This is a genomic window from Chloroflexota bacterium (genome assembly GCA_018648225.1).
GTDB lineage: Bacteria > Chloroflexota > Anaerolineae > Anaerolineales > UBA11858 > NIOZ-UU35.
The window spans coordinates 1-21,653 of sequence record JABGRQ010000047.1 but is presented as its reverse complement, the minus strand read 5'-3'; the positions used below and the strand labels follow the sequence as shown (position 1 = coordinate 21,653).

Sequence of the window (21,653 nt, the reverse complement as noted above, 5' to 3'; positions counted from 1 at the left end):
AGCCTGGGCGGCACGCCGTAGCTGTTTGCGCCATCAAAGTTAATATCGATGAAGGCATTCCCCTCGACCTGAACATTGTATCCGATCAGTTGCGTGTTAAACGGAGCTGTTAATGCGCCGGAACCTGTCGCTGTAATATCCCCATCTGGCGCGAATACTGTGCCGGTAAATTGAGTTTCGCTGTTGCCGGTTAGCTGCACATCGCTGGTATTCCCTGGGGCGAGTAAAATTAACATACCCGAAAGGGCAGGAGATGGATCCGGATCAGCCGCGGGAGCACTTAAAACAGATGGATTGCCTTCGTCATCGCCACCGCCCGAGATCAGGACACGCCCATTCGTTGCATAGATAGTTACCCCATCACCATAAAACCAGGCTGTCGTAATCTTGAATGCAATCGGGGAGCCAGTCACACAATACAAACCCGGGTTGAGAGTAACTGTGTCCTTGCCATTGTCGTTGATTTGCGAATAAACGCCTGGCTCAAGAGTAACATCCTGGCCACTGGGTATGCTGCGATTCGGCAGACCAGAGCAATCGGGCAAATCAACATCATAGGATGCAGCCGGGAGTTTATCGGGGACATTCGTTGCTTCCGGATCTAATTCCCCAGAACTGCAATTGGTCATCTCCTCAACATATCCGATGCCATTCGGTGAGTCAACAATAACTTCAAAGTTTGGCCCAGATCCATTGCATTTCAAACAACCATTGGAGAAGATGCCGCCGCCATGCACGTATGTTCCGCTGCTGCCGCCAACAATAACGCCATTACTATTGCCGGAGCAAGCGGCATCATTCAAGGCCACAATCGCATGTCCAAATGCCAGGGGTGTGCGCGGTCGAATACGGGCAATCGTTTCGGCCTGTTCCTGTACAGGGCCGGAATAAACAAAATGAACCAGCGCCGTATTGGTGGTGCGCGTGATCAAAGTATTCACATCCAGATATTTGTCTAAATAAGTGCCTTTGTCCTCATCATCCACACAAATAACCTGAACACCGTGAAAATCGGAAACATCATAATCAATCGTGTAATCATTGCTGGCGGCACGTCCAACGGCAGCCAGGGCGGCGGCATTTTGCACCGCGGTAACATTGACCGATCCACAGTCAAAGTTATTAAAATATACTCCAAGATTTTCCATTTCCTGGGCAGCTACACCAGCCCCCGCCAACGAAGAAGCATCCGTAGCGTTTTGCGCATGGCGGCGGTCGGCATAAATCATACCGCCATCAATGGCCAGGGCAGCAAAACCTAAAAAGGCCACAAACGCCAACACCAGCAAAACAATTGCCTGTCCCTGCTCAGAATTTTGATTTGAATTTTTTTGCATGGTAATCCCTCGACTTATGGACACATCGGGCTAAGTATCGTATCGGTTACGCTGGCAGTGATATTAAAGTTTTGTGAACCCACCAATGTTCCCAAAAACGGCATGGTGATATTGAAATTACTAAACTGAACAACCACTTGAATCGTGTTGCTCCCATTCGCGCAGGCTCCGCTGAATGTTGGCAAAATGCTGACCGTGGAGGTATCAATGCGATTGGTGAGCACAGCCATGCCCCGACTATTGATACCCGAAGAATCAGCAGGATTGATCGAGCCGTACACAGCAGCTTCCTGCGCGGCATCGCGCAGTGCGATATACGTAAAAAAGGCGCGCCCTAAATCAACAATTCCAGCAATCAGTATCAGCAAAACAACCAGCGTAAGGGCTAATTCAGCGAAACTCTGACCGCGCTCTGAACAATTATCTTTGGGAAGCTTTCGATTAACCATGAGTAGCTTTTTACCTATACGCATTAGTAACTATCATCCTCTTTACAGGCATTATCATTATCAAAGCGAGCGCTGACGTTATAGCCGCTGGTGGGGCTATTTTTGAAGTTAAAAACAATCGTCGCCGTATTCCCGGCAACCAACTGGCGGTTGGCAACCGGGCCAACGAAGGCATTGTCTGTAGGTAAATCCGTTGGGGGGGCAGTATCTTTGTAATTTATGGTATTGCCATTTAGCGTGATGCTGTTCAAGTCTTGCCCACCACCATTGTCCCAGTTGATGTACAGATCTGTCAGTGTGATCGTGAAGCTGCTGTCATTGGTGATATACCAGGTGACAGTATCGCCGGCACGCGTGGGCGGCGGCGCCGAGATGCTGCAGCTATCATTATCTTGAATAGTGAGAGTATACTGATTATTTGGCGCAGTTGCCGCCGTGGCATTGGTAGGGCTGCCCAGGGTGACTTCAACAGTCTCGTCGCTCTCGGCAGTAGCATCATTATTAATTGTGATCGTAATATCTGCCGAAGGTGAACCGGCAGGAATCGTCACCGGGCTGGTTGTGATGACATAGTCATTGCCTGCGCCCTGTGTTGCGCTTCCGCCCGTTACCGAGAATGGCACAGTAACGGTCTTGCCCGACAGCGTGCTGAGTTGCGCATGGAAAGTAACCGCGCCGACAGCTTCGCTTACCGATTGTGTGGTCAAATCAAACGATACCACCGGAGGATCATCGTTATCGGTGATAGTGGCCGTGTGTACGCTGGGAGAACCTTTGGTAGCGTTGGTGGGAGTTCCCATGGTAATAATGACAGTTTCATTATTTTCATCGAGCGTATCGTTATAAACCGTGATAATCAAATTGGCAAATTGCGAACCTGCGGGAATGTTGACCGGGCTGGCAGCAACGGAATAATCATTGCCTGCACCCGCGGTGGCCGTGCCACTCAACGCAAAGGGGATGGTGACTGCATCGCCCCAGGCGTAATTCAACTCAATGGACACATGGATTTCGCTGGTGCCCTCTGGGCTGGTCTGGCTGACGTTGGTAAACTTCACCGTGGGCGGATCGGCCACCTCCACAATGGTGGCGGTGTGGGTGGTAAGCGCCCCTAAAGAAGCATTGGTCGGCGTCCCAAGAGTGAAAATAACGGTCTCATCGCCTTCGATCAACCCATCATCTACGAGTGAAATCACAATGTCGGCGGATGGGCTTCCCGCCGTGATGACCAACGGGCTGGCGTTCACCACAGAGTAATCACTCCCATTGGTAGCCGTCCCGCCAAGGCTGAACGGCACGCTGACCGCGCGCCCAGAGGGTGTACTCAACTCAACGCTGATCGACATCAACCCGGCGCTCTCCGGGCCGCTTTGCGTCGCCAGGGCAAAAAATACACTTGGGGGGTCGTCATTATCATTGATCGTGGCAGTATGCACAGAAGGAGACCCCTTGGCAGCGTTTGTGGGGGTGCCCATGGTGATAATCACGGTTTCAGCATCCTCTTCGTCCAGCGAGTCATCCGTAACTGTAATGGTAATATTCACCGACATAGCGCCCGCCGGAATAGTCACCGGGCTGGCCGTGATCGAATAATCAGCGCCTGTGGTGGCTGTGCCACCAAGTGAAAACGGAATTTCCACATCCACCCCTGCGGCCACATCAAGTTGCGCCTGAAAAACTAGCGCGCCAACATCTTCGTTACCATTCTGGCTGGCAGAACTAAACGAGACCGTTGGCTCCGTATCATTATCCACAATTGTGACAGTATGAGTATCGGGTGTCCCCTTGGTTGCATTAACCGGTGTTCCCATTTCGACAATGATGGTTTCATCATTTTCGTAGACGGCGTCATCAGCAATGATGACGGTGATGGTTGCGGTGTCGCTACCAACACCAATTGTTGCTGAAATCGGCGTGATAGTGTAATCCACCCCATTGGAGGCAGTTCCGCTAACCGTAAGCGGCACGGTAACCACTGAAGTTGCGGTCGCACTCAACTGCAAACCAATCGAGATGCTGCCAGCATCCTCGTTGGCGCTCTGGCTTGAAGCGGTGAACACCACCGAGGGCGTAGCTCCGCCACCTCCACCGCCTCCCCCCCCTGCCCCAGGCGCGCCGCCCACGCCCAAGTCAATATCCTTTACAATGGTACGCACGCTCTCGGCGCTAAGTGTAAAACCGGGAATATTTACCAATGGCACAATTGGTTCATAAAATGCCTGCACTTGAACAACCACGCGATCCCGTCCGCCAACAATATCTTCAATATCAGCGGCTGTCAGCGCCGAGCAATCGGATGCAATCACAGGAGCGCCCGGACCCTCATCGTAGCTGATGGTCACAGAAGTGAGATTTACCAGAGAGCCAACGCCGGTGGCAGCGGACTGAATGCCCGTGCAATCGGCGAATTGCGGCTGCCCGCTGGTGTCATCGACCGCAGACCCATACCGCACCGCCTCACTACTGGCAGAGTTCAAAGCTGAATAAATAAACAACAAGCGCCCAAATTCAACTATGCCCATCGAGATGAGCAACAATATAGGCAATACGAGCGCAAACTCGACAAGGCCTTGAGCTTTTTCAGTTTTTCCCTGGAGTTTCATACTCAACACCATATTTTTCTCATTCCTACTACAACATGTCACAAAGAATTTTTTTCAAAATCAGGCTAATACTTGTGTATGCAATCCATCGCTCTCCATGTGTCCATTCACTTAAATCAATAATGACCCCATATTCTTAGTAAACGGAGTGTTAGGTCTCCTGTTACACCACTTTTGCACAGTAAGCCTATCAGATTTGCAAGCAAACAAAAAAGGCGCTCACAGATGTAAGCGCCTTTTGCTGGAATATAAACATCTATCTATTTATTTTTGTCTTTGCCGGTGGTTTTATCTGTTTTATCATCATTGCCTTTTCCACTATTGCCATCCGTAGGATTATTGTCTTTATCATCATTCTTGTTATTCCCGGATGTATCTTCTGATGATGCGGGGGCTTCGGGAGGCGGCGATGTGGGAGCCTGCGGAGGCGGAGACGTAGGCGCCTGTGGGGGTGATGGTATTTTCCACAAGCATCAGGGCTTCGGAGGATTCTTTGGAATCTTGTTCTTCGTCCGATTCTTGCTCATCATCAAGATTGAACACTTGCCGCATTTTCGCTAAAGTAGTTTGTGTTTGTTCAATCGCAAGGTCAAAATTTGGTTGCATCGAATTTTGAATACCCTGGAGTTCGGAAAGCGCGGGCAAGAGCGAGGCGAGCACCTCGGAAGATTGTTCCGCCAACTGTTGCGCCCGGGGCAGATCGACTGCCGCGACACGCTCCAGGGCGCTGCCTAACTCTGCAATGTGTTTCTGATAATTTTGCAAAGCCGGGGAAGCGGCTTCCAACTCATCTTGTTGCGAAAGCATGTGCAATTCACTAACCCGACTGGACGCAAAGTGCAGACGGAGTTGAATTTCTTTTCCATCATCCGGATTCACGAACAAACGGGTTTCTTCAATGGATAATTTCACTGGATACAGCGCTTCGCCGGGCAGTGAACTGGCCGCAACCAGGCCCGTTGACGTGAGAGCAATACCCAAAACCAATAATAGCGTAAAAGCCAATCGGAGAACCGGGCGGTAGATAAATTTGCCTGTACTTTTTGGGGGAGTAGCTTTGATTTGATGCATGAGGCGTCGACGCGAAACTACTCTGAACTCCTGCCGCGGCCGCATACTCTGCCCGGTTTGCTGAAGCCAGATCGCGGCATCCAGCTCATTCTTTAGCTCATCCGCGAATTTTGGGTACAAAGCGACTGCATCGTCTACGCTTTTTCCCTCAAGCATAACCAATGCCAGGCAATGATCCAATGCATTTGCAATTTTTTTGCGCTTGCCAAATACCAACATATCAATCTCTACCGTTACTGCTGCCCAATTGCTTGCGTAACGCAGCCAGCGCCCGATGCTGCAATACTCGCACCGCTCCCGATGAACGCTGCATAACTTTGGCGGTTTCATCCGGAGAAAGCCCGCTCAGAAAACGCAATACCAGTACATCGCGATAATCTTCGCGAATATTATCTAAGTACTGTTTCAGTTGTTGATGTTCTTGCTTAATTACGATAATCGCATCCGGACTTTTTTCAGCCCCTCGCAAAGAGCCAATATCCTCCGCTTCAACTGTATCCTCATCTTGACGTTGAGACTGACGGTAATGGTCAATCAGCAAATTACGCGCAATCCGAAACAAATATGCCGAAAAAGGATACCCCTTTTGGCGATAGTTCTTTAATGAACGCCAGGCACGCAAAAATACCTCACCAGTCAGGTCTTCTGCATCCAGTGGATCACTCGTGCGAGAAGCCAAAAAGTTGTATATTGCGTCAACATAGTAATCGTGAAGCTCACCAAAGGCATCACTATCACCATGTTTTGCCCGTTTAACCAACTGAGCATCTAACTGAACTCGTTGGTCGTTTTTCCAATCGCTCATTAAAACAGCTATCCTCAGATTTTGTTACATTTACTCTGTTTCTTACAGATTTGTAAGCCTGGAAGCATAATTTGCCTATTCGATATCGAGTTCCAGCGTTACCGGGCAGTGATCAGAACCGAAAACATCATTACGGATGACAACATCTTTTACCAATGGCAACAAACTCTCACTGACCAAGAAATAATCCAAACGCCAGCCGATGTTGCGCTCGCGTGCGTTGGCGCGATACGTCCACCAGGAATATTGCTCGCGCTCGGGATACAGTTCGCGAAAAGCATCCACAAACCCATGCTGCAAATAGGTATCAATCCAGGCGCGCTCTTCAGGCAAAAAGCCAGTAGTTTTTTGATTCTGCTTGTGGTTACGCAGATCGATCTCCTGGTGACAAGTGTTAAAATCGCCACAAATCACAATCTGTTCCCCGTTTTTATGCAATGCATCACAAATGTTGAGTAATTCCGCGTAAAACTCCAGCTTATAGTCCACGCGGCTATGGTCGCGGCTCCCATTGGGAAAATAGCCATTGAAAAGCGTGAAGTCCGGAAATTTTGTTCGAATCATCCGTCCCTCAACATCATACTTTTCTACGCCCAACCCTTTGGTAGATTCCAGCGGCGCCTGCTGCGTAAAAGTTGCCACGCCACTGTATCCGCCGCGTTCCGCCGGATGCCATTCGGCATGCCCATGAACACGTTCAACCAAATCGCGTTGCTCAGTATCCAATTGATCTGGCCGCACACGAATCTCTTGCAAACAGAGCGCATCAGACGGCTCACGATTCCACCAATCGGCTGCGCCCTTACCGAGGGCGGCTCTTAATCCATTTACATTCCAAGTAGTAATTTTCAATTATGAACTCCTAATAATTATGCCCATATTGTACACTATTGCAAAAAAATTGCAGTTAACAGTTGCGTTTGTGCAGGAAAAAGGTGCGACTCATTTAGAAGAAATTATCGTAGCCGGGGAAGCTCAAAAGAGTATAATAGCATTTACCCAATAATTACCTGAAATGGAGTCAAAATGAGTCTCAGCAAACAAGCTCGATCCATTGCCACCTCCCCCACATTTGCGCTCAACGAAAAAGCACAACTATTGCGTGCCAGGGGCGAACCCGTGATTCACTTGGGGATCGGCGAACCCAAAAACCCCACGCCGATTAACGCCATCTTGAGTTCTTCGGCACAGCTACGCGTGGGGGATGTGAAATATGCGCGGGTGGATGGCACACCTTCCCTTAAGAAAGCCATCATCCGCTATACCGAGGAAAACTACGGGCGCGTGGTCGCCCCGGAGAATATCATCGTCACCACAGGAGCCAAACAATCCATATTCAATATTCTCTATACGCTGCTCAATCCGCAAGACGAAGTCGTGCTGCTGGCGCCCTACTGGGTCAGCTACCCGGAGATGGTCAAAATGTGCTACGCAATCCCCGTGGTCGTCACGCCCGAGGATGGCACCTTCTACCATCGCATGGCCGATATTGAGCAGGCGGTCAGCTCATATACCAAAGCCATTATCATCAACAGCCCCAACAACCCTTCCGGGGTGATGTACAGTGCCGACTTCATCGCCGAATTGGTCGAATTCTGCGAGCGCAAGGGCATTTATCTGATTATGGATGATATTTACCACAAGCTGGTTTTCGACCGCAAACCGTGGACGCCGGGCTACCAGCACACCCAAAAAGATGTCGAAAATTCGCATCTAATCGTTGTCAACGGCATCTCCAAAGCCTACGGCATGACCGGCTTCCGCATCGGCTGGGCGATTGCGCCGCGCAAAATCGTGGAAGTGATGATTAACGTCCAATCGCAGATGACCTCCAACCCGGCCACATTATTACAATCTGCCGCCGAGGGTGCGCTGACGGGGCAGCAGGGCGTGATCGAAAACCTGCGCCTGACGATTGAGAACAACCGCAACGTGGTGATGAATGAACTCAAAGCCTTCAACGACCTCAAGATTATCCCGCCGGATGGCACATTTTATGTCATGCCGGATTTCCGCGCCTATGGAAATAGTTCGGTAAAACTAGCCGATTTTCTGCTCGAAAAGGCGCTGGTCGTGACGGTCCCTGGGGTGAGTTTTGGCCTGGAGGGCTATCTACGCCTGAGCTTTGCCGGTTCGGTCAAGGACCTCACCGAAGGGGTGGAGCGAATGCGTTGGGCCTTAGACCCCACAGCCCCGAATGAAATTTATATTGGCGACCGGAAACTTATCCGAGACTGGCTGTAACTACGGGTTGAAAAATGAAGATTGGAAAATATTCTGTAACTTTCAACCTTCAACTTTCAACTTTCAATCGGAGTCCCTATGAACAACCTTCTTAACATCAAAACCCCCGCCGAAGTACAAGCCCATGCCCTCAAGGGCGATTACAGCCTGAGCAATCACGGCTTCACGAACCTTCGTCTGGCCTACTGGAATTTACCCACCGAATCGCTCTACGAAGAGATCGTTTTCCGCGGCGAGGGGCATATCTCGCACGCCGGGGCGATGATTGTGCCTTCGGGCAAGCACACTGCCCGCGCCGCGCAAGACAAGTTCGTCGTGCGCGAACCCTCCACCGAAGAAGATATCTGGTGGGGCGAATACAACCGCCCCTACGGGCGCGAGAAATTCGACGAACTCTTCACGCGCCTGCAAGGTTTCGTGCAAGGGCGCGACCTCTTCGTGCAAGATTGCTACGCCGGAGCGCACCCCGAATACCGCTTGCCCGTTCGCATTATTACCGAATTCGCCTGGCACAGTCTCTTCTCGCGCAATATGTTCATCCTGCCGCAGAGCGCCGAAGAATATCGCACGCATGTACCCCAATTCACCGTGGTTGCGCTGCCCTCCTTCAAGGCCTTTCCACCTGTAGATGGCACACGCTCCGATACATTTATTGCCCTCAATTTCGAGCAGCAGTTGGCGATCATCGGCGGCTCGGCCTATGGCGGTGAGATCAAAAAATCCATCTTCACTGTGCTGAATTATCTACTGCCCAAAGAGGGCGTAATGACGATGCATTGCTCGGCCAATCAGGGCGACGATGAAGACGTGGCGCTCTTCTTCGGCTTATCAGGAACAGGGAAGACCAGCCTTTCGGCAGACCCCAATCGCAAGCTGATCGGCGATGATGAACATGGCTGGAGCGATGACGGCGTGTTCAACTTCGAGGGGGGTTGCTACGCAAAGGTGATTCAACTCTCCCCCAGCGCAGAGCCGCAAATTCACGCCTGCACCCAGCGCTTTGGCACCGTACTCGAAAACGTGATCTATGACCCGGTGACACGCCGGATTGATCTCGACGATGATGAACTCACCGAAAATACGCGCGCCTCCTATCCGATCCATTTTATTGATAACGCCCTGCCCGGCGGGCGCGGTGGGCACCCGAAGAATATCCTTTTGCTCACCTGCGACGCCTCCGGGGTGATGCCCCCGATTGCCCGGCTAACCCCGGAACAGGCCATGTACCACTTCATTTCAGGCTACACCTCCAAAGTTGGGGGCACAGAAGTTGGCCTGGGCGAAGAACCGGAGATCACCTTTAGCGCCTGTTTTGGCGCGCCATTCATGGTGCATCATCCGGCCAAATATGCCGAGCTATTAGCCCGAAAAATGGCGCGCTACGGAGCAACGGCCTGGCTACTGAATACCGGCTGGGTGGGCGGGGCGTATGGCGTTGGAAAACGCATTAGCATCCGCTATACGCGCGCCATGCTGACCGCGGCGCTGAATGGCGATTTACAGAACGTGGATTATTACACCGAACCGGTTTTTGGCTTTGAAGTCCCCAAAAGCTGCCCCGGCGTGCCGGAAGATGTGCTGTACCCCAGTAAATCGTGGCCGAGCAAGGCCGCCTACAACGACAAATATCGCCAACTTGCGGCGCGTTTCATTGAAAATTTCAAGAAATTCGCTGAAGATGCACCCCCCGAGGTGCGAGCCGCCGGGCCGAAGCTGGATGTGTTATAAATAAAAAAAGAAGCCGGTCGATAAGAAAATCGACCGGCTTCTTTTTTTTATACATCAGCGCTTGAGCGCCGCCCGGATACGAGCCAATAATTCATCGGGGTGGACGGGCTTGACAACATAATCTACGGAGCCAAGATCAAGCCCAGCGACTTTATCATCCACCTGGGAGCGCGCCGAGAACATGATCACGGGGATATTCATGGCCTGTTCATCCGTTTGCAAATCAGCCAGCACTTCAAAGCCATTTTTGCCGGGCATCTCTAAATCTAACAAAATCAGATCGGGCTGTATCTCCCGGGCCAGAGCCACCGCATCGAGGCCTGAGTCGCTGCAACGCACGTCGTAGCCCTTGTTTGTCAGCAGTTTCGATACCAGCGCACGAACTTGCGGGTCGTCATCAACCATCATAATTATTTGCGACATTTTTCCTCCTTGTTATGAAGTCGCTATAATGCCCAGGCCAGTAAAAATCCCACAATTGCCACGATCACCCCAAAGTGCAGGAACAGGTCGCTCTCGGCGAGCCAACTACCCCCCAGGCAAAGCCTCATGACAAAATTGATCGCCACAAAAAGCACGCCCACCAACGGGAGCAGGCCTTTGCGTTGGGACAGGTAATCCGACAAACGATCCAAAAAACGATTGAAAGACAGCATCAGACCTCCACCTCCTGCGCATCTTCATCGACAGCTTCTTCTGGCAAAAATGATTTGAACTGGGCCAGGTAACGTCCGGGCAGCCGCCCGCGGATATGCACGCCCTTGTGGGTGTGCTCGACGAGTTCAACCTCGCCTTGCGCATGAAATAGAGAGATCAGGCGGCCTTCACTATAGGGCAAGAGCATATCCAACGGGGTATAAAATTCAAAAAGTTGCTGCTGAATCGCGGCCAGCAAATCGCCAATGCCCTCGCGCTGCAAGGCCGAAATCGCCACCGCATCGGGGAATTCATCCAGCGCCAAACGAGCCGCGCCGGGGTCATGGAGGCGGTCGATTTTATTGAGCGCCGTCAAAATGGGGATGTGGTCGGCATCTATCTCTTTAAGGGTTTGCAACACGGCCTCGGCCTGGGCATGCACATTGGGATGTGTAATGTCGAGCACATGCAAAAGCAGATCAGCTTCGGCGATTTCTTCGAGCGTGGCGCGGAAGGCTGCCACCAACATGGTGGGTAACTTTTGGATGAAGCCAACCGTGTCGGTGAAGAGGATCGGCGTGCCATCGGAGAGTTCAACGCGGCGGGTCGTGGGATCGAGCGTGGCAAAGAGTTGGTCGGCCACATAAACATCCGAGGCTGCCAACCCATTGAGCAAGGTTGACTTCCCGGCGTTGGTATACCCCACTAAGGCCACAATGGGAATGCGCGAACGCTTGCGCTGAGCGCGGTGCCGTTGGCGATGGGCGCGGACTTTATCGAGTTCGGCGCGCAAATGGCTGATGCGGCGGCGAATATCGCGGCGATCCACTTCGAGCTGGGTTTCTCCGGGGCCGCGCAAACCCACGCCGCCCGCGCTGCCGGTGCGCCCGCCGCCACCGCCCGCCTGTCGAGCCAGATGGGTCCAGGCGCGGGTCAGGCGCGGCAGACGGTATTCGTATTGAGCCAACTCAACTTGCAACGCCCCCTCGCGCGTGCTGGCGTGCTGGGCAAAAATATCCAGAATGAGCGCGGTGCGGTCGAGCACGCGCACATCTTCGCCAAAAAGTTTCTCCAATTCGCGCTGATGCCGCGGCGAAAGCTCCTCATCGAAGATAATCACTTGGGCATCCAATTCTTCGGCGAGCAGTTTCACCTCTTCCACTTTACCTGCCCCGATAAAGGTTTTTGGGTGCGGTCGAGCACGTTTCTGGGTTTCGCTGCCAACCACATCCAGCCCAGCCGTTTTGGCGAGTAAGGCTAACTCACTCAGCGAATCATCCAGAGAGAGTAAGTTTTCCTGATCGTTAAACTCTGCCCCAATCAAAAAAGCCGATTCGGCAGGCGGTTTGGTTTTGTAAACTTCTTTAGACATAACTTACTTCCTTAGGGTCACGCACTTTCACAAGAAAAAGTGCGATTTACTGAGCGAAATAACTACATTCAGGACTTGCGTCGCTGATTCCAGCGCTTCGCCTTGCGCTGCTCGCCAAGCGGCTCAAAGAGCTTGCTCAGTTTTTCATCGGGCGATTCTTTTCGTATTGGCAACAAAATGTGGAATTTTGAGCCTGGACAAATCGTTTCATCATAACCATCCGATTCAACCCAGATTGCGCCGCCGTGGGTTTCAACAATCCCCTTGGTAATGGGCAGCCCCAACCCCGGGCCTCCGCCCTTGAATTTGGTTTTTCCGCTGGAGTGTAAAGCCACGTTCCCCAGACGGCCAAATTTTTCAAATATGCGTTCCTGATCGTCGGGGTTAATCCCAATGCCGGTATCTGCAATGGTTACTTCGATGAAGCCGGAAAGTATGCGTCCGTTGATGGTAATTCTTCCCTGATTCGGGGTGTATTTAACCGCGTTCGAAAGAATATTCCAAAGGGCCTGATACAGCCGTTCAGGGTCGGCAAAGATCATCTCGTTGTAACCGGGGAATTCCTGAATATCCAGGGTCAGATCGCGCTCTGCGAGTACGGCGCTGATTTCATGCTGGGCGATTCCCAGTAACTGATTCAGCCACACCGGCTGGAAATTCAACTTGAGCATATCATTATCAATCAGGGAAACATCGATCATATCTTCAATGATTTCGCGTAAACGCTGAACGCCGCTGCCAATGCCGTGGAGCATAATTTCGGCCTGTGCCATAACCTGTGCTTCATTCAGGTGAATATCCCCAAGCATCGAGGCATACCCTTCGATCAACGTCAGCGGCGTGCGCAACTCATGCGCGGCTACGGAAATAAAATCGGATTTGCTCCGATCGAGACGCTCCAGTGTGCTGCGGGCTTTTTCCAATTCTCCCGAAATATGGCGCACATAAATATCGGTTTCGAGTTGCGAAGAGTATTGCAGGGCGTGCGCGTGCAGCGGAAGCACCGCGTCTATCAAATCCAGCGCATCCTCGGGATTCAAGATTTCACGCGCTACATGATTCAACGAGAGCATGATATGCCCCAGAATCGGGACCAAACTGGCTTCGCGCTGCTCGCGCTCGGACTGCGTGCGCGCCTCGGTCCACTGATCCAGCACATCATTCAACCAGGCAGGATCACCGCTGCTGATCGCCTGGCGCATTAGATCGAAATAACGCTCCAGTTCATCACGGAAACTTTCGCGCACGCGCTCGCCACGCGCCAACCGATGCGCCACGCGTTCGCCCCAACGGTCGCGAACCTGATCAAATAACTCTACAACTCGCATAAGTTAAGTGTACACTACATTAGGGTTACTGACAAAACTTATAACCATTCTCAACGCTCACTTATCCAGCGGAGCAACCCGATTTTGCAGCCAGGCCAGCAGTGTATCGCCCACAATTTGCAAACTCTCTGCCGAAACTTTATCCAGCGTATCTTCGGTCGTATGCCAGTAAGGATAATCAAAATCAATCACATCAACTGCCGGAATGCCCGCTTGCAAAAACGGCGTGTGGTCGTCGAGCATACTGTAGCCCATCATCGGAAGGAAATATGCGCTATATCCCAGAGCCGCTGCCTGTTCCCAAATTGAGAACGTCAGCGCAACATCGGAATTACGCTCCATTTTAATATTCAAATCGGCATCGCCAATCATATCTACAATAATCACCGCGTCGGGCTGTCCTTCCAACGCGGCGACAAAAGCGCGCGAACCGAGAATCCAATCCCAGCCTTCGATGCGGCCGTTATCTTCAGCGTCGAATAATACCAACCAGATTTCCGCGGGATAATCAGCCGGGATGACACGCGCCAGCTCGAGCAGAACAGCCACGCCCGAAGCGCCATCATTGGCCCCAGGGACGGGCAGCCCGCGCTTCTCCGGGTCGGGGTCTTGATCGGCGTAGATGCGCGTATCATAATGAGCTGCCAAAATAAACCAGGGCTGCCCGTCTGCGCGGGCTTCGTGCTGCGCGACGAGATTGGTGATCTCATGCCCATCGATTTCCGCTGCCTGGGGGGCGGTCGTCCAGCCCGAGGCAGAGAATTCGGCCTGTGCCCATTGTAAAAATTGCACCCGCCCGGGACTCTCCGGCGTGCGCGGCCCAAAAGAAAGCTGCGCCTCAATATCAGCCAAGGCGCGCTCACCATCAAAGACCGCAGCGGGCACGCTCGCGGTAACAGCGAATAGCCAACCCACAAGCAGCACCAGGCTTAATCCGGAGCCAAGAAGAATACTCCATTGTTTTTTCAAAAATATCCTCTTTCTATAATCGTCAACAAAAGCTTGGACACACGTCATTCTGAACGAAGCGTATGCGGAGTGAAGAATCCATCAACCGGAATGTTAAAAAGTGCCTATGCAAGTGATGAATCAAGCCGCTTCAAAGGGATTCCTCGCTACGCTCGCTATGCTCGCTGCGCTCGGAATGACAACGATTCCCCAGTCATATTCAGATTGAACCCATTATATTGAAGGTTTTGGCTTGCAAGAATGCTTCCAGACTTTCCAGCGCGCGCGCCGCGTAAAGCTGCATCCGCTGGCGTTTGTTGCGGCGTCCCTTGCCCGGTGCGGGCAACGCGGGCAAAATACCAAAATTGGCTTTCATCGGCTGAAAATCTGCCGCGCTGGCATGGGTAATATAATGACACAACGCGCCCAGCATCGTTTCCGGGGGCATTTCCAGCGGGGCCTCACCACTGAGCAGGCGCGCCGCGTTCCATCCAGCCAACAAACCCGTGGCAATATTTCCGGCGTAGCCCTCGACGCCAGTAATCTGCCCGGCGAAAAATAAATCATCCCGTTGACGGAATTGCAGCGTGGGATGCAACAGCGCGGGCGAGAAAATAAAGGTGTTACGGTGCATCTGTCCGTAACGGGCAATCTCGGCATTTTCCAGGCCAGGGATCATGCGGAATACGCGGCGCTGCTCGGCAAACGTGAGATTGGTTTGAAAACCTACCAGGTTATATAATGAGCCAGCCAGATTATCCTGACGAAGCTGCACTACGGCATGGGGGCGTTTTCCGGTGCGAGGGTCTACCAGGCCGACAGGACGCAAGGGGCCATAGGCCAGCGTTTCATCGCCGCGCTGACTCAACACTTCAACAGGCAGGCAGCCTTCGAAAAAGGTGTGCATTCCCGCCCGAACGCCTTCAGTTACCTGTTGTTCAAATGATTTCAACTCAATGCGCTCCGCTGTGCGCAGCGCGCGAACAAACGCTTCGTATTCGCCAGCATTGAGGGGGCAGTTGATATAATCGCCTTCATCTTGCTCGCCACGTCCATAGCGCGAGGCGCGGTAGGCGATATCCATATTGATCGAATCGAGGGCAACGATAGGGGCAATCGCATCAAAGAAATATAGGTGTTCCTGCCCGGTAAGCGCCGCCAGCGCCGCCGACAAGCGATCAGAAGTCAGTGGGCCAGAAGCAATAATAGTTGGTTGTTCAGGGATCCATTTGACTTCTTCACGGATGATTTCAATATTTTTATGTTGAGCCAACCGCTGTGTTACCAACGCGGCAAACTGATCGCGATCTGCGGCCAGCGCGCCGCCCGCGGGAACTGCGGTCTCATCGGCGCAGGCGATGAGTAATGAATTCATGCGGCGAAGTTCATTTTTCAGCAGGCCCGGAGCGCGGTCGTCCAGATTTGATCCCAGGGAGTTGGAACAAACCAACTCCGCAAGGTCGCCCCCGGTATGGGCACCCGTTTCGAGCCTGGGGCGCATCTCGTACAATTTTACGCGCACACCGCGTTGAGCCGCCTGCCAGGCAGCTTCACTGCCAGCCAATCCGCCGCCAATAATGATTAATATTTCCATAAATGCAATTTTACCAGCAGGGCAAACTTCTGCTACAATTATCTAAACGTTTCCAGTACTTTGGGATTGGCGCAATGCAATGCACACAGGGGGGATATGCTCCCTAAAGCTACTCCGGCCACTCCTGAAAATCATGCGTGGGACTATGGCATCAAATGGATAACTGGCAATTTACCCCATACGCTTTTCTATACACAGCATCGGTACTCACGGCGATTGGATTGAGTATTTTTGCCTGGGGCACGCGTTCGGTACGCGGCTCTCGCTATTTTAGCCTGTTGACTTTGAGCACGGGAATTTGGGCTTTCGGCCACCTGATTGGCTTTTTTCATCGAAATACGTTGATAAAGATTCTGATGATACGGGTAGAGTATTTGGGGATTATTACTACCAGTATGTTCTGGCTATTATTTGTTGCCAGCTATACACAGTTTGACCAGTGGGTGAACAAAAAATCAATTGCCGGATTGAGCATTATTCCGATTGTGAGTTATGTACTGATTCTCACTTTTCCCTGGCATAATTGGTTTTATCTGGATTATGAATTTGTCGTCCAGGAAGGCCTGCTGCTTTTTCGAAAAACATATGGGGCTGGGTTTTACCTCTGGACGTCGTATGCGTATATTATCGTCATGACTGGGGTTTTGATTTTGATTCGCGGCATGTTGCGGATGCCCAGAAAATATCGCTGGCAAATTATCCCTTTGACACTGGTGATTATCTTAATTCTGACGCCGAATGCACTATATATTAGCAACAGCAACCCGATAGCGCCTTATGACCCGACACCGCTCAGCTTCGTACTTACGGGCGCGATATTTTTCATCTTGATGAAACTCTACCATTTTTTGGACGTTGTCCCGGTGGCGTATCATTTATTCTTCAAGCATGTTCAAAGTGGTGTAATTATCACCGATGAACGCAAGCATATTCTGGACATGAATCTTGCGGCGGAATCGTACTCAGGCGCACGGTCTTCATTTGCGCTTGGCAAGAATATTTTTAACTTATTTCCAGATCACCAAACATCCATCCAGAAAATTATTGATTCGCCGGGCACAATCGTCGAATTACAAATCCATCCGGGGCGGTGGTACGAATTGCAGTCCACAAATATCCAGAAAGGGCAGGAGGCGATTGAAGGCCATATCATTATGTTTTATGATATTAGTGATCGCAAAATGGCCGAGGATGAGTTACGCAAACAGGCGAATACCGATTCACTCACCGGCGCGCTTAATCGCCGTCACTTATTCGGCCAGGCCGAGCGCCTGTTTCAGCAATCCAAACGCTATCAACATGATCTGACGGTTTTAATGATTGATCTGGATCACTTTAAGCACATTAATGACCGGCATGGACACACCATTGGCGATCAGGTATTGATTGAATTGGTGCAACGGCTGCAAAAGAAAATTCGCTTACCCGATATTCTGGGGCGCTATGGGGGCGAAGAATTTGTCATCTTGATGCCAGAAACCCCACCCGAAAGCGCCCGAAACGCCGGAGAGCGGTTGCGCAAAGCGGTAGACAAGACTCCAATCCAAACCGAGATTGGGCCGGTCAAATTGACCATCAGCGTTGGCATTGCTACATCCAATTTTGAAACCGATACGACGATTGACCAATTAATCGACAGAGCCGATCAAGCCCTGTATCAAGCCAAACAAGCCGGACGCAATCGAGTCAGCGCAAAATGATAAAACTACCCTGGAATATGCAAATCAGAAAAAAACACCAACGCCAAACCAAAGAATTTGAGAAAGAACTGGCGCTGCGAAAGCAAACGGAAGCCGCGCTACTCGTAAGCGAAGCGCGCTATCGGACACTTGCCGATACAGCGCCCTATGCGATTATTTTGCATAAAAATCATGAAATCTACTTTGCCAATCCGGCCGCCATTCAATTACTGGGGGCAACAGGCCGTCAAGATTTGATTGGAAAACATATTCATACGATCGCCTCTCCCGAGAATTGGCTGTCCATAGAAAACCGCGGGCAGAGTGGGGGCCATCCAGTCCGGAGCGAATTTATCCGCCTGGATGGCAACGTCATTCCGGTTGAAATCACGCAGGAAGTCCAACACCTTGATGATGAACAAGCCGTCCAGATTATGGCGGTTGACATTAGCGCTCATGTAGAAAAAGAGCAATCGCTAATTTCGCAATCCAATTATCTACGACAACTTAATAATATCGCCATCATTGCCGCCGGAGTGAGTAATTTTAACGATATGCTACAGGCGCTGGCCTTTCATCTGGGAGAGCTTTTTGGCGCGGATGGCTGCTATCTTGCGCTGTGGGATGAAGAAACGCAAACGACTCAACCCGTAGCAGCCTACCAAAAAATGAGGGAAACCAATCCGAGCATGAAAGCGATCAAAGGGCAGCAAACCATGACTGCCGCAGTGTTGCAAGCAGAGAATACGCTGATCGCCGAAGATACACGCAATTCGTCCTATGTTGATCCGGCCATCGCGGCGCAATTTCCACCACGTGCAGCGATGGGGCTGCCGCTGATTGTAAATGAACAAAAACTGGGGGCAGCAATCATTGGTTTTGAAATCGGCCATATCTTCACCGATGAAGAAATCACCCGCGGCGAACAAGTGGCCGCCCAAATTGCGCTGGCAATCGCCAGGGCGAAGTCCTTTGCCCATGCCCAGGAAAGCGCAAAGGCGCTCAGCCAACGCAATTCCGAGCTATCTATCTTATATCAGGCCAGCCAGGTGATTGGCTCAGCGCTCACCCTCGATGATGTACTCCAGCAAATTGCATCCATTCTTAGCAACGCACTTTCGCCCAGCGGTTGCTCAATCTCTTTGTGGTATCCAGAACAAGATTATATTGAAACGCTGCTCGATTACAGCCGGGAGTTCCCGGAACTCACAGAAAAAAAAGGAACCAGATACAACCTGAAAGATTATCCAGCCACGCGACAAGTGCTTGAAACCGGCCAGCCGTCCAGTCTGAGTTTAAATGATCCCATGCTGGACCCCGGTGAACGCATTTATATGCAAAAAGATGAAATCACCTCAATGTTAATGTTGCCGCTGATTACCGGCCAGCGCATCTCAGGGTTAATAGAAGTTTACGAAGAAACTACCTTCCGCGAATATACCCAGGACGAGATTCAATTGGCACAAAGTTTATGTACTCATGCCGCCGCCGCGATTGAAAACACGCGCTTATTGCAAGATTATCAGAATCTGACCAACGAGCTTGAACAACGTGTGACGCAACGCACAGCCGAATTAGAATTGCGCGTCACAGAAGTTGAACAACTCAACAGCGCAATGAGCAATTTGCTCGAAGACGTGCAAACTTCCAATCGGATTCTGGAAATAACTACCCTGCAACTTCAGGAAGCCAATCAGGAACTGGAATCCTTTTCCTATTCTGTATCACACGACTTGCGCGCTCCGCTGCGCCATATCAACGCGTTTACCCAATTATTGCTCGATCGCGATCATGAAGATATGGATAAAACATCGTTGCGCTTTCTCAATAATATTGCCGCATCCAGTGACCGCATGAGCCAGCTGATTGATGATCTGCTCAAATTTTCGCGCACTTCGCGCGCCGAGATGGAATTGCGCGCGGTAGATTTTAGCTCTTTGATCGAAAAACTGGTTGAAGAGATTGAAATCACAGACGAGGATCGCGTGATTGATTGGCAAATCGCCTCCATGCCGATAGTTCAGGCCGACCCGGCGCTAATGCGCGTGGTGTGGAGCAATCTGATCGCCAATGCTGTGAAATACACTGGATTGGCTGAAAATACACACATTGAAATCAGCAAAGATATGGACGAAACAGGGGAGTTCTATCACTTTTACATCCGCGATAATGGTGTTGGCTTTGACCCGCAATATGCCGACAAGTTGTTTGGCGTATTCCAACGGCTGCACCAACGCGATGAATTTGATGGAACCGGCATTGGACTGGCGACCGTCCGGCGCGTAATTCATCGTCACGGGGGGCGCGTGTGGGCCGAAAGCGAATTGGGCCAGGGAGCAACTTTCTATTTTTCGCTCCCTGTTGAAACCCGCTAATTGCAAAAAAATCTGTCAAATCCGGCTGATTCTCAACAATACAGTCTTAATATTATGTTATGATGTTGCTATTTCCGCAAAGATCGCATTATCTAAAAATCTGTGAATTCGTCGCCAACAAAGAAGCAAAACCCTAAAATTCATATCCCCGCAGCAAGCTGTGGGGTATTTAGGAAAACTGAATAAAGGATCGCAATGAAAACTAAAAAATCCTATCGCTGGTTCGTTGTTGTCATTTTCTTCTTCTTCATGCTGCTGCACCAAACCGATAAACTGCTGATCGGGCCGCTGAAATCGCAGATTAGCGCTGAGTTCAAGATCAACAACACGCAGTTTGGCATGATTATCACTGGAGCATTGGTCGTAGGCACAATTCTATACCCGATTTGGGGCTACCTTTACGACCGCTTCGCCCGCGCTAAACTACTGGCGCTAGCATCTTTCATTTGGGGAGCAACTACCTGGCTGAGCGCCATCGCCCGAACATTCCCAGTATTTGTGGCAACGCGCGCATCCACTGGCGTGGACGATTCATCGTACCCGGGGATTTATACCCTGATTGCGGATTATTTCGGCCCCAACATGCGCGGCAAAGTCTACGGAGTGCTGCAACTGGCGCAACCGATTGGCTACCTGATTGGCATGGTACTGGCTCTGATGGTGGCCCCCGGCCTGGGATGGCGCAATGTTTTTTATATCACTGGCGGACTGGGGCTGCTGCTGGCAATATTAATCTTTTTCTTCGTAAAAGAAATGCCACGCGGCAAAGCCGAACCTGAATTTGCCGATATAGAAGAAATGACCCAATTCCGCTTCTCGTGGGCGGAGGCCAAAGAAGTGTTCAAGAAACGCACCATGTGGTTTGTCTTCTTACAAGGCTTCGCCGGGGTTTTCCCCTGGAATGTGATTACTTATTTCTTTTTTGACTACCTCGAAAAAGAGCGTGGTTACGATGGGGACGCGATCCTGTTCACGATGGCGCCGGTGATTTTGGTGCTGGCAGCGGGCTACTTCGTCGGCGGGGCGGCAGGGGATGCGGCCTTCAAACGCACTCGAAAGGGGCGGATTCTGGTCTCCAGTGCGGGTGTGCTGCTAGGGGCGTTGTTCCTGTTCCTTGCGATCCAAACCCCGATTGATGCCCGCAACACCTTCCTGGTCTTAATGCTGTTGACGGCGATTTTCATGCCGCTTTCCTCGCCCAATGTAATCTCGACAGTGTACGATGTCACCGTTCCTGAAGTGCGCAGCACCGCCCAGGCCGTGGAATATTTCATCGAAAACGGCGGCGCAGCGTTTGCTCCACTACTGGCAGGCATTATCGCCGATGCTACCAACCTGCAAACGGCGATCCTATCGATATGCATCACAGCCTGGCTTCTGTGCTTCCTGTTCTATCTGGGCGCGCTATTCTTTATCGATGGTGATATCCAAACATTGCGCGATCAAATGCAAAAACGTGCCGCAAAAGATCGTTTGCAACAGGC

The 21,653-nt window shown here is 51.3% G+C and carries 17 protein-coding genes; 5 read left to right on the top strand and 12 right to left on the bottom strand.

Going from position 1 to position 21,653, the window contains the following annotated elements:
• From HN413_02760 to xth, 6 genes are all read right to left on the bottom strand, one after another.
• Window positions 1-1,337: Tad domain-containing protein (locus HN413_02760; protein ID MBT3389308.1), on the bottom strand; the 1,337-nt coding region annotated here is incomplete at its 3' end.
• A 14-nt stretch (window positions 1,338-1,351) separates the two neighbouring features.
• Window positions 1,352-1,786, bottom strand: coding sequence for a pilus assembly protein (locus HN413_02755; GenBank protein ID MBT3389307.1), 435 nt, complete (start codon window positions 1,784-1,786; stop codon window positions 1,352-1,354).
• Between the two features lie 23 nt (window positions 1,787-1,809).
• Window positions 1,810-4,401, bottom strand: coding sequence for a hypothetical protein (locus tag HN413_02750; GenBank protein MBT3389306.1), 2,592 nt, complete (start codon window positions 4,399-4,401; stop codon window positions 1,810-1,812).
• A gap of 348 nt (window positions 4,402-4,749) precedes the next feature.
• Window positions 4,750-5,679, bottom strand: a complete 930-nt coding sequence (locus HN413_02745) for a hypothetical protein (GenBank protein MBT3389305.1) — start codon at window positions 5,677-5,679, stop codon at window positions 4,750-4,752.
• A 1-nt stretch (window position 5,680) separates the two neighbouring features.
• The gene (locus HN413_02740) at window positions 5,681-6,265 is read right to left on the bottom strand and encodes a sigma-70 family RNA polymerase sigma factor (protein MBT3389304.1); all 585 of its coding nucleotides are present in this window, start codon (window positions 6,263-6,265) and stop codon (window positions 5,681-5,683) included.
• 75 nt (window positions 6,266-6,340) lie between these two features.
• A complete protein-coding gene (gene xth, locus HN413_02735; protein MBT3389303.1) occupies window positions 6,341-7,117 on the bottom strand; it encodes an exodeoxyribonuclease III in 777 nt (258 codons plus the stop codon).
• A gap of 174 nt (window positions 7,118-7,291) precedes the next feature.
• Between xth and HN413_02730 the strand changes: the two genes are divergently transcribed.
• Together HN413_02730 and pckA are read left to right on the top strand one after the other, a co-directional pair.
• Entirely contained in the window at window positions 7,292-8,509 is a 1,218-nt protein-coding gene (locus HN413_02730; protein MBT3389302.1) for a pyridoxal phosphate-dependent aminotransferase, read from the top strand.
• A 78-nt stretch (window positions 8,510-8,587) separates the two neighbouring features.
• Complete coding sequence (gene pckA / locus HN413_02725; protein ID MBT3389301.1) at window positions 8,588-10,237, top strand: phosphoenolpyruvate carboxykinase (ATP); 1,650 nt, start codon at window positions 8,588-8,590, stop codon at window positions 10,235-10,237.
• Window positions 10,238-10,291: 54 nt separating this feature from the next.
• On the opposite strand, the gene HN413_02720 is transcribed toward pckA, so the two are convergent.
• The 6 genes from HN413_02720 to trmFO form a co-directional block, all read right to left on the bottom strand.
• Window positions 10,292-10,660, bottom strand: coding sequence for a response regulator (locus HN413_02720; GenBank protein MBT3389300.1), 369 nt, complete (start codon window positions 10,658-10,660; stop codon window positions 10,292-10,294).
• A 23-nt stretch (window positions 10,661-10,683) separates the two neighbouring features.
• The gene (locus tag HN413_02715) at window positions 10,684-10,893 is read right to left on the bottom strand and encodes a hypothetical protein (protein MBT3389299.1); all 210 of its coding nucleotides are present in this window, start codon (window positions 10,891-10,893) and stop codon (window positions 10,684-10,686) included.
• Entirely contained in the window at window positions 10,893-12,245 is a 1,353-nt protein-coding gene (gene hflX, locus HN413_02710) for a GTPase HflX (GenBank protein ID MBT3389298.1), read from the bottom strand. The genes HN413_02715 and hflX overlap by 1 nt, the downstream gene beginning before the upstream one ends.
• Window positions 12,246-12,313: 68 nt before the next feature.
• Entirely contained in the window at window positions 12,314-13,573 is a 1,260-nt protein-coding gene (locus HN413_02705; GenBank protein MBT3389297.1) for a HAMP domain-containing histidine kinase, read from the bottom strand.
• A gap of 57 nt (window positions 13,574-13,630) precedes the next feature.
• Window positions 13,631-14,542 (bottom strand): M28 family peptidase, encoded by a 912-nt coding sequence (locus tag HN413_02700; protein ID MBT3389296.1) that lies wholly within the window; start codon window positions 14,540-14,542, stop codon window positions 13,631-13,633.
• A 199-nt stretch (window positions 14,543-14,741) separates the two neighbouring features.
• Window positions 14,742-16,115, bottom strand: a complete 1,374-nt coding sequence (gene trmFO, locus HN413_02695; GenBank protein ID MBT3389295.1) for a methylenetetrahydrofolate--tRNA-(uracil(54)-C(5))-methyltransferase (FADH(2)-oxidizing) TrmFO — start codon at window positions 16,113-16,115, stop codon at window positions 14,742-14,744.
• 155 nt (window positions 16,116-16,270) lie between these two features.
• On the opposite strand from trmFO, the gene HN413_02690 reads away from it, so the two are divergent.
• The 3 genes from HN413_02690 to HN413_02680 all read left to right on the top strand — a co-directional run.
• A complete protein-coding gene (locus tag HN413_02690; GenBank protein ID MBT3389294.1) occupies window positions 16,271-17,815 on the top strand; it encodes a diguanylate cyclase in 1,545 nt (514 codons plus the stop codon).
• 17 nt (window positions 17,816-17,832) lie between these two features.
• Window positions 17,833-20,169 (top strand): GAF domain-containing protein, encoded by a 2,337-nt coding sequence (locus HN413_02685; GenBank protein ID MBT3389293.1) that lies wholly within the window; start codon window positions 17,833-17,835, stop codon window positions 20,167-20,169.
• Window positions 20,170-20,364: 195 nt separating this feature from the next.
• Window positions 20,365-21,653: MFS transporter (locus HN413_02680; GenBank protein MBT3389292.1), on the top strand; the 1,289-nt coding region annotated here is incomplete at its 3' end.

What these genes read in the sequence shown, in the direction of transcription:
- HN413_02755 (MBT3389307.1), bottom strand. Translation starts at nt 1,786, where the DNA reads ATGGTTAATCGAAAGCTTCCCAAAGATAATTGTTCAGAGCGCGGTCAG.
- HN413_02750 (MBT3389306.1), bottom strand. Translation starts at nt 4,401, where the DNA reads ATGGTGTTGAGTATGAAACTCCAGGGAAAAACTGAAAAAGCTCAAGGC.
- HN413_02745 (MBT3389305.1), bottom strand. Translation starts at nt 5,679, where the DNA reads ATGTTGGTATTTGGCAAGCGCAAAAAAATTGCAAATGCATTGGATCAT.
- HN413_02740 (MBT3389304.1), bottom strand. Translation starts at nt 6,265, where the DNA reads ATGAGCGATTGGAAAAACGACCAACGAGTTCAGTTAGATGCTCAGTTG.
- HN413_02730 (MBT3389302.1), top strand. Translation starts at nt 7,292, where the DNA reads ATGAGTCTCAGCAAACAAGCTCGATCCATTGCCACCTCCCCCACATTT.
- pckA (MBT3389301.1), top strand. Translation starts at nt 8,588, where the DNA reads ATGAACAACCTTCTTAACATCAAAACCCCCGCCGAAGTACAAGCCCAT.
- HN413_02720 (MBT3389300.1), bottom strand. Translation starts at nt 10,660, where the DNA reads ATGTCGCAAATAATTATGATGGTTGATGACGACCCGCAAGTTCGTGCG.
- HN413_02715 (MBT3389299.1), bottom strand. Translation starts at nt 10,893, where the DNA reads ATGCTGTCTTTCAATCGTTTTTTGGATCGTTTGTCGGATTACCTGTCC.
- hflX (MBT3389298.1), bottom strand. Translation starts at nt 12,245, where the DNA reads ATGTCTAAAGAAGTTTACAAAACCAAACCGCCTGCCGAATCGGCTTTT.
- HN413_02705 (MBT3389297.1), bottom strand. Translation starts at nt 13,573, where the DNA reads ATGCGAGTTGTAGAGTTATTTGATCAGGTTCGCGACCGTTGGGGCGAA.
- trmFO (MBT3389295.1), bottom strand. Translation starts at nt 16,115, where the DNA reads ATGGAAATATTAATCATTATTGGCGGCGGATTGGCTGGCAGTGAAGCT.
- HN413_02690 (MBT3389294.1), top strand. Translation starts at nt 16,271, where the DNA reads ATGGATAACTGGCAATTTACCCCATACGCTTTTCTATACACAGCATCG.
- HN413_02685 (MBT3389293.1), top strand. Translation starts at nt 17,833, where the DNA reads ATGCAAATCAGAAAAAAACACCAACGCCAAACCAAAGAATTTGAGAAA.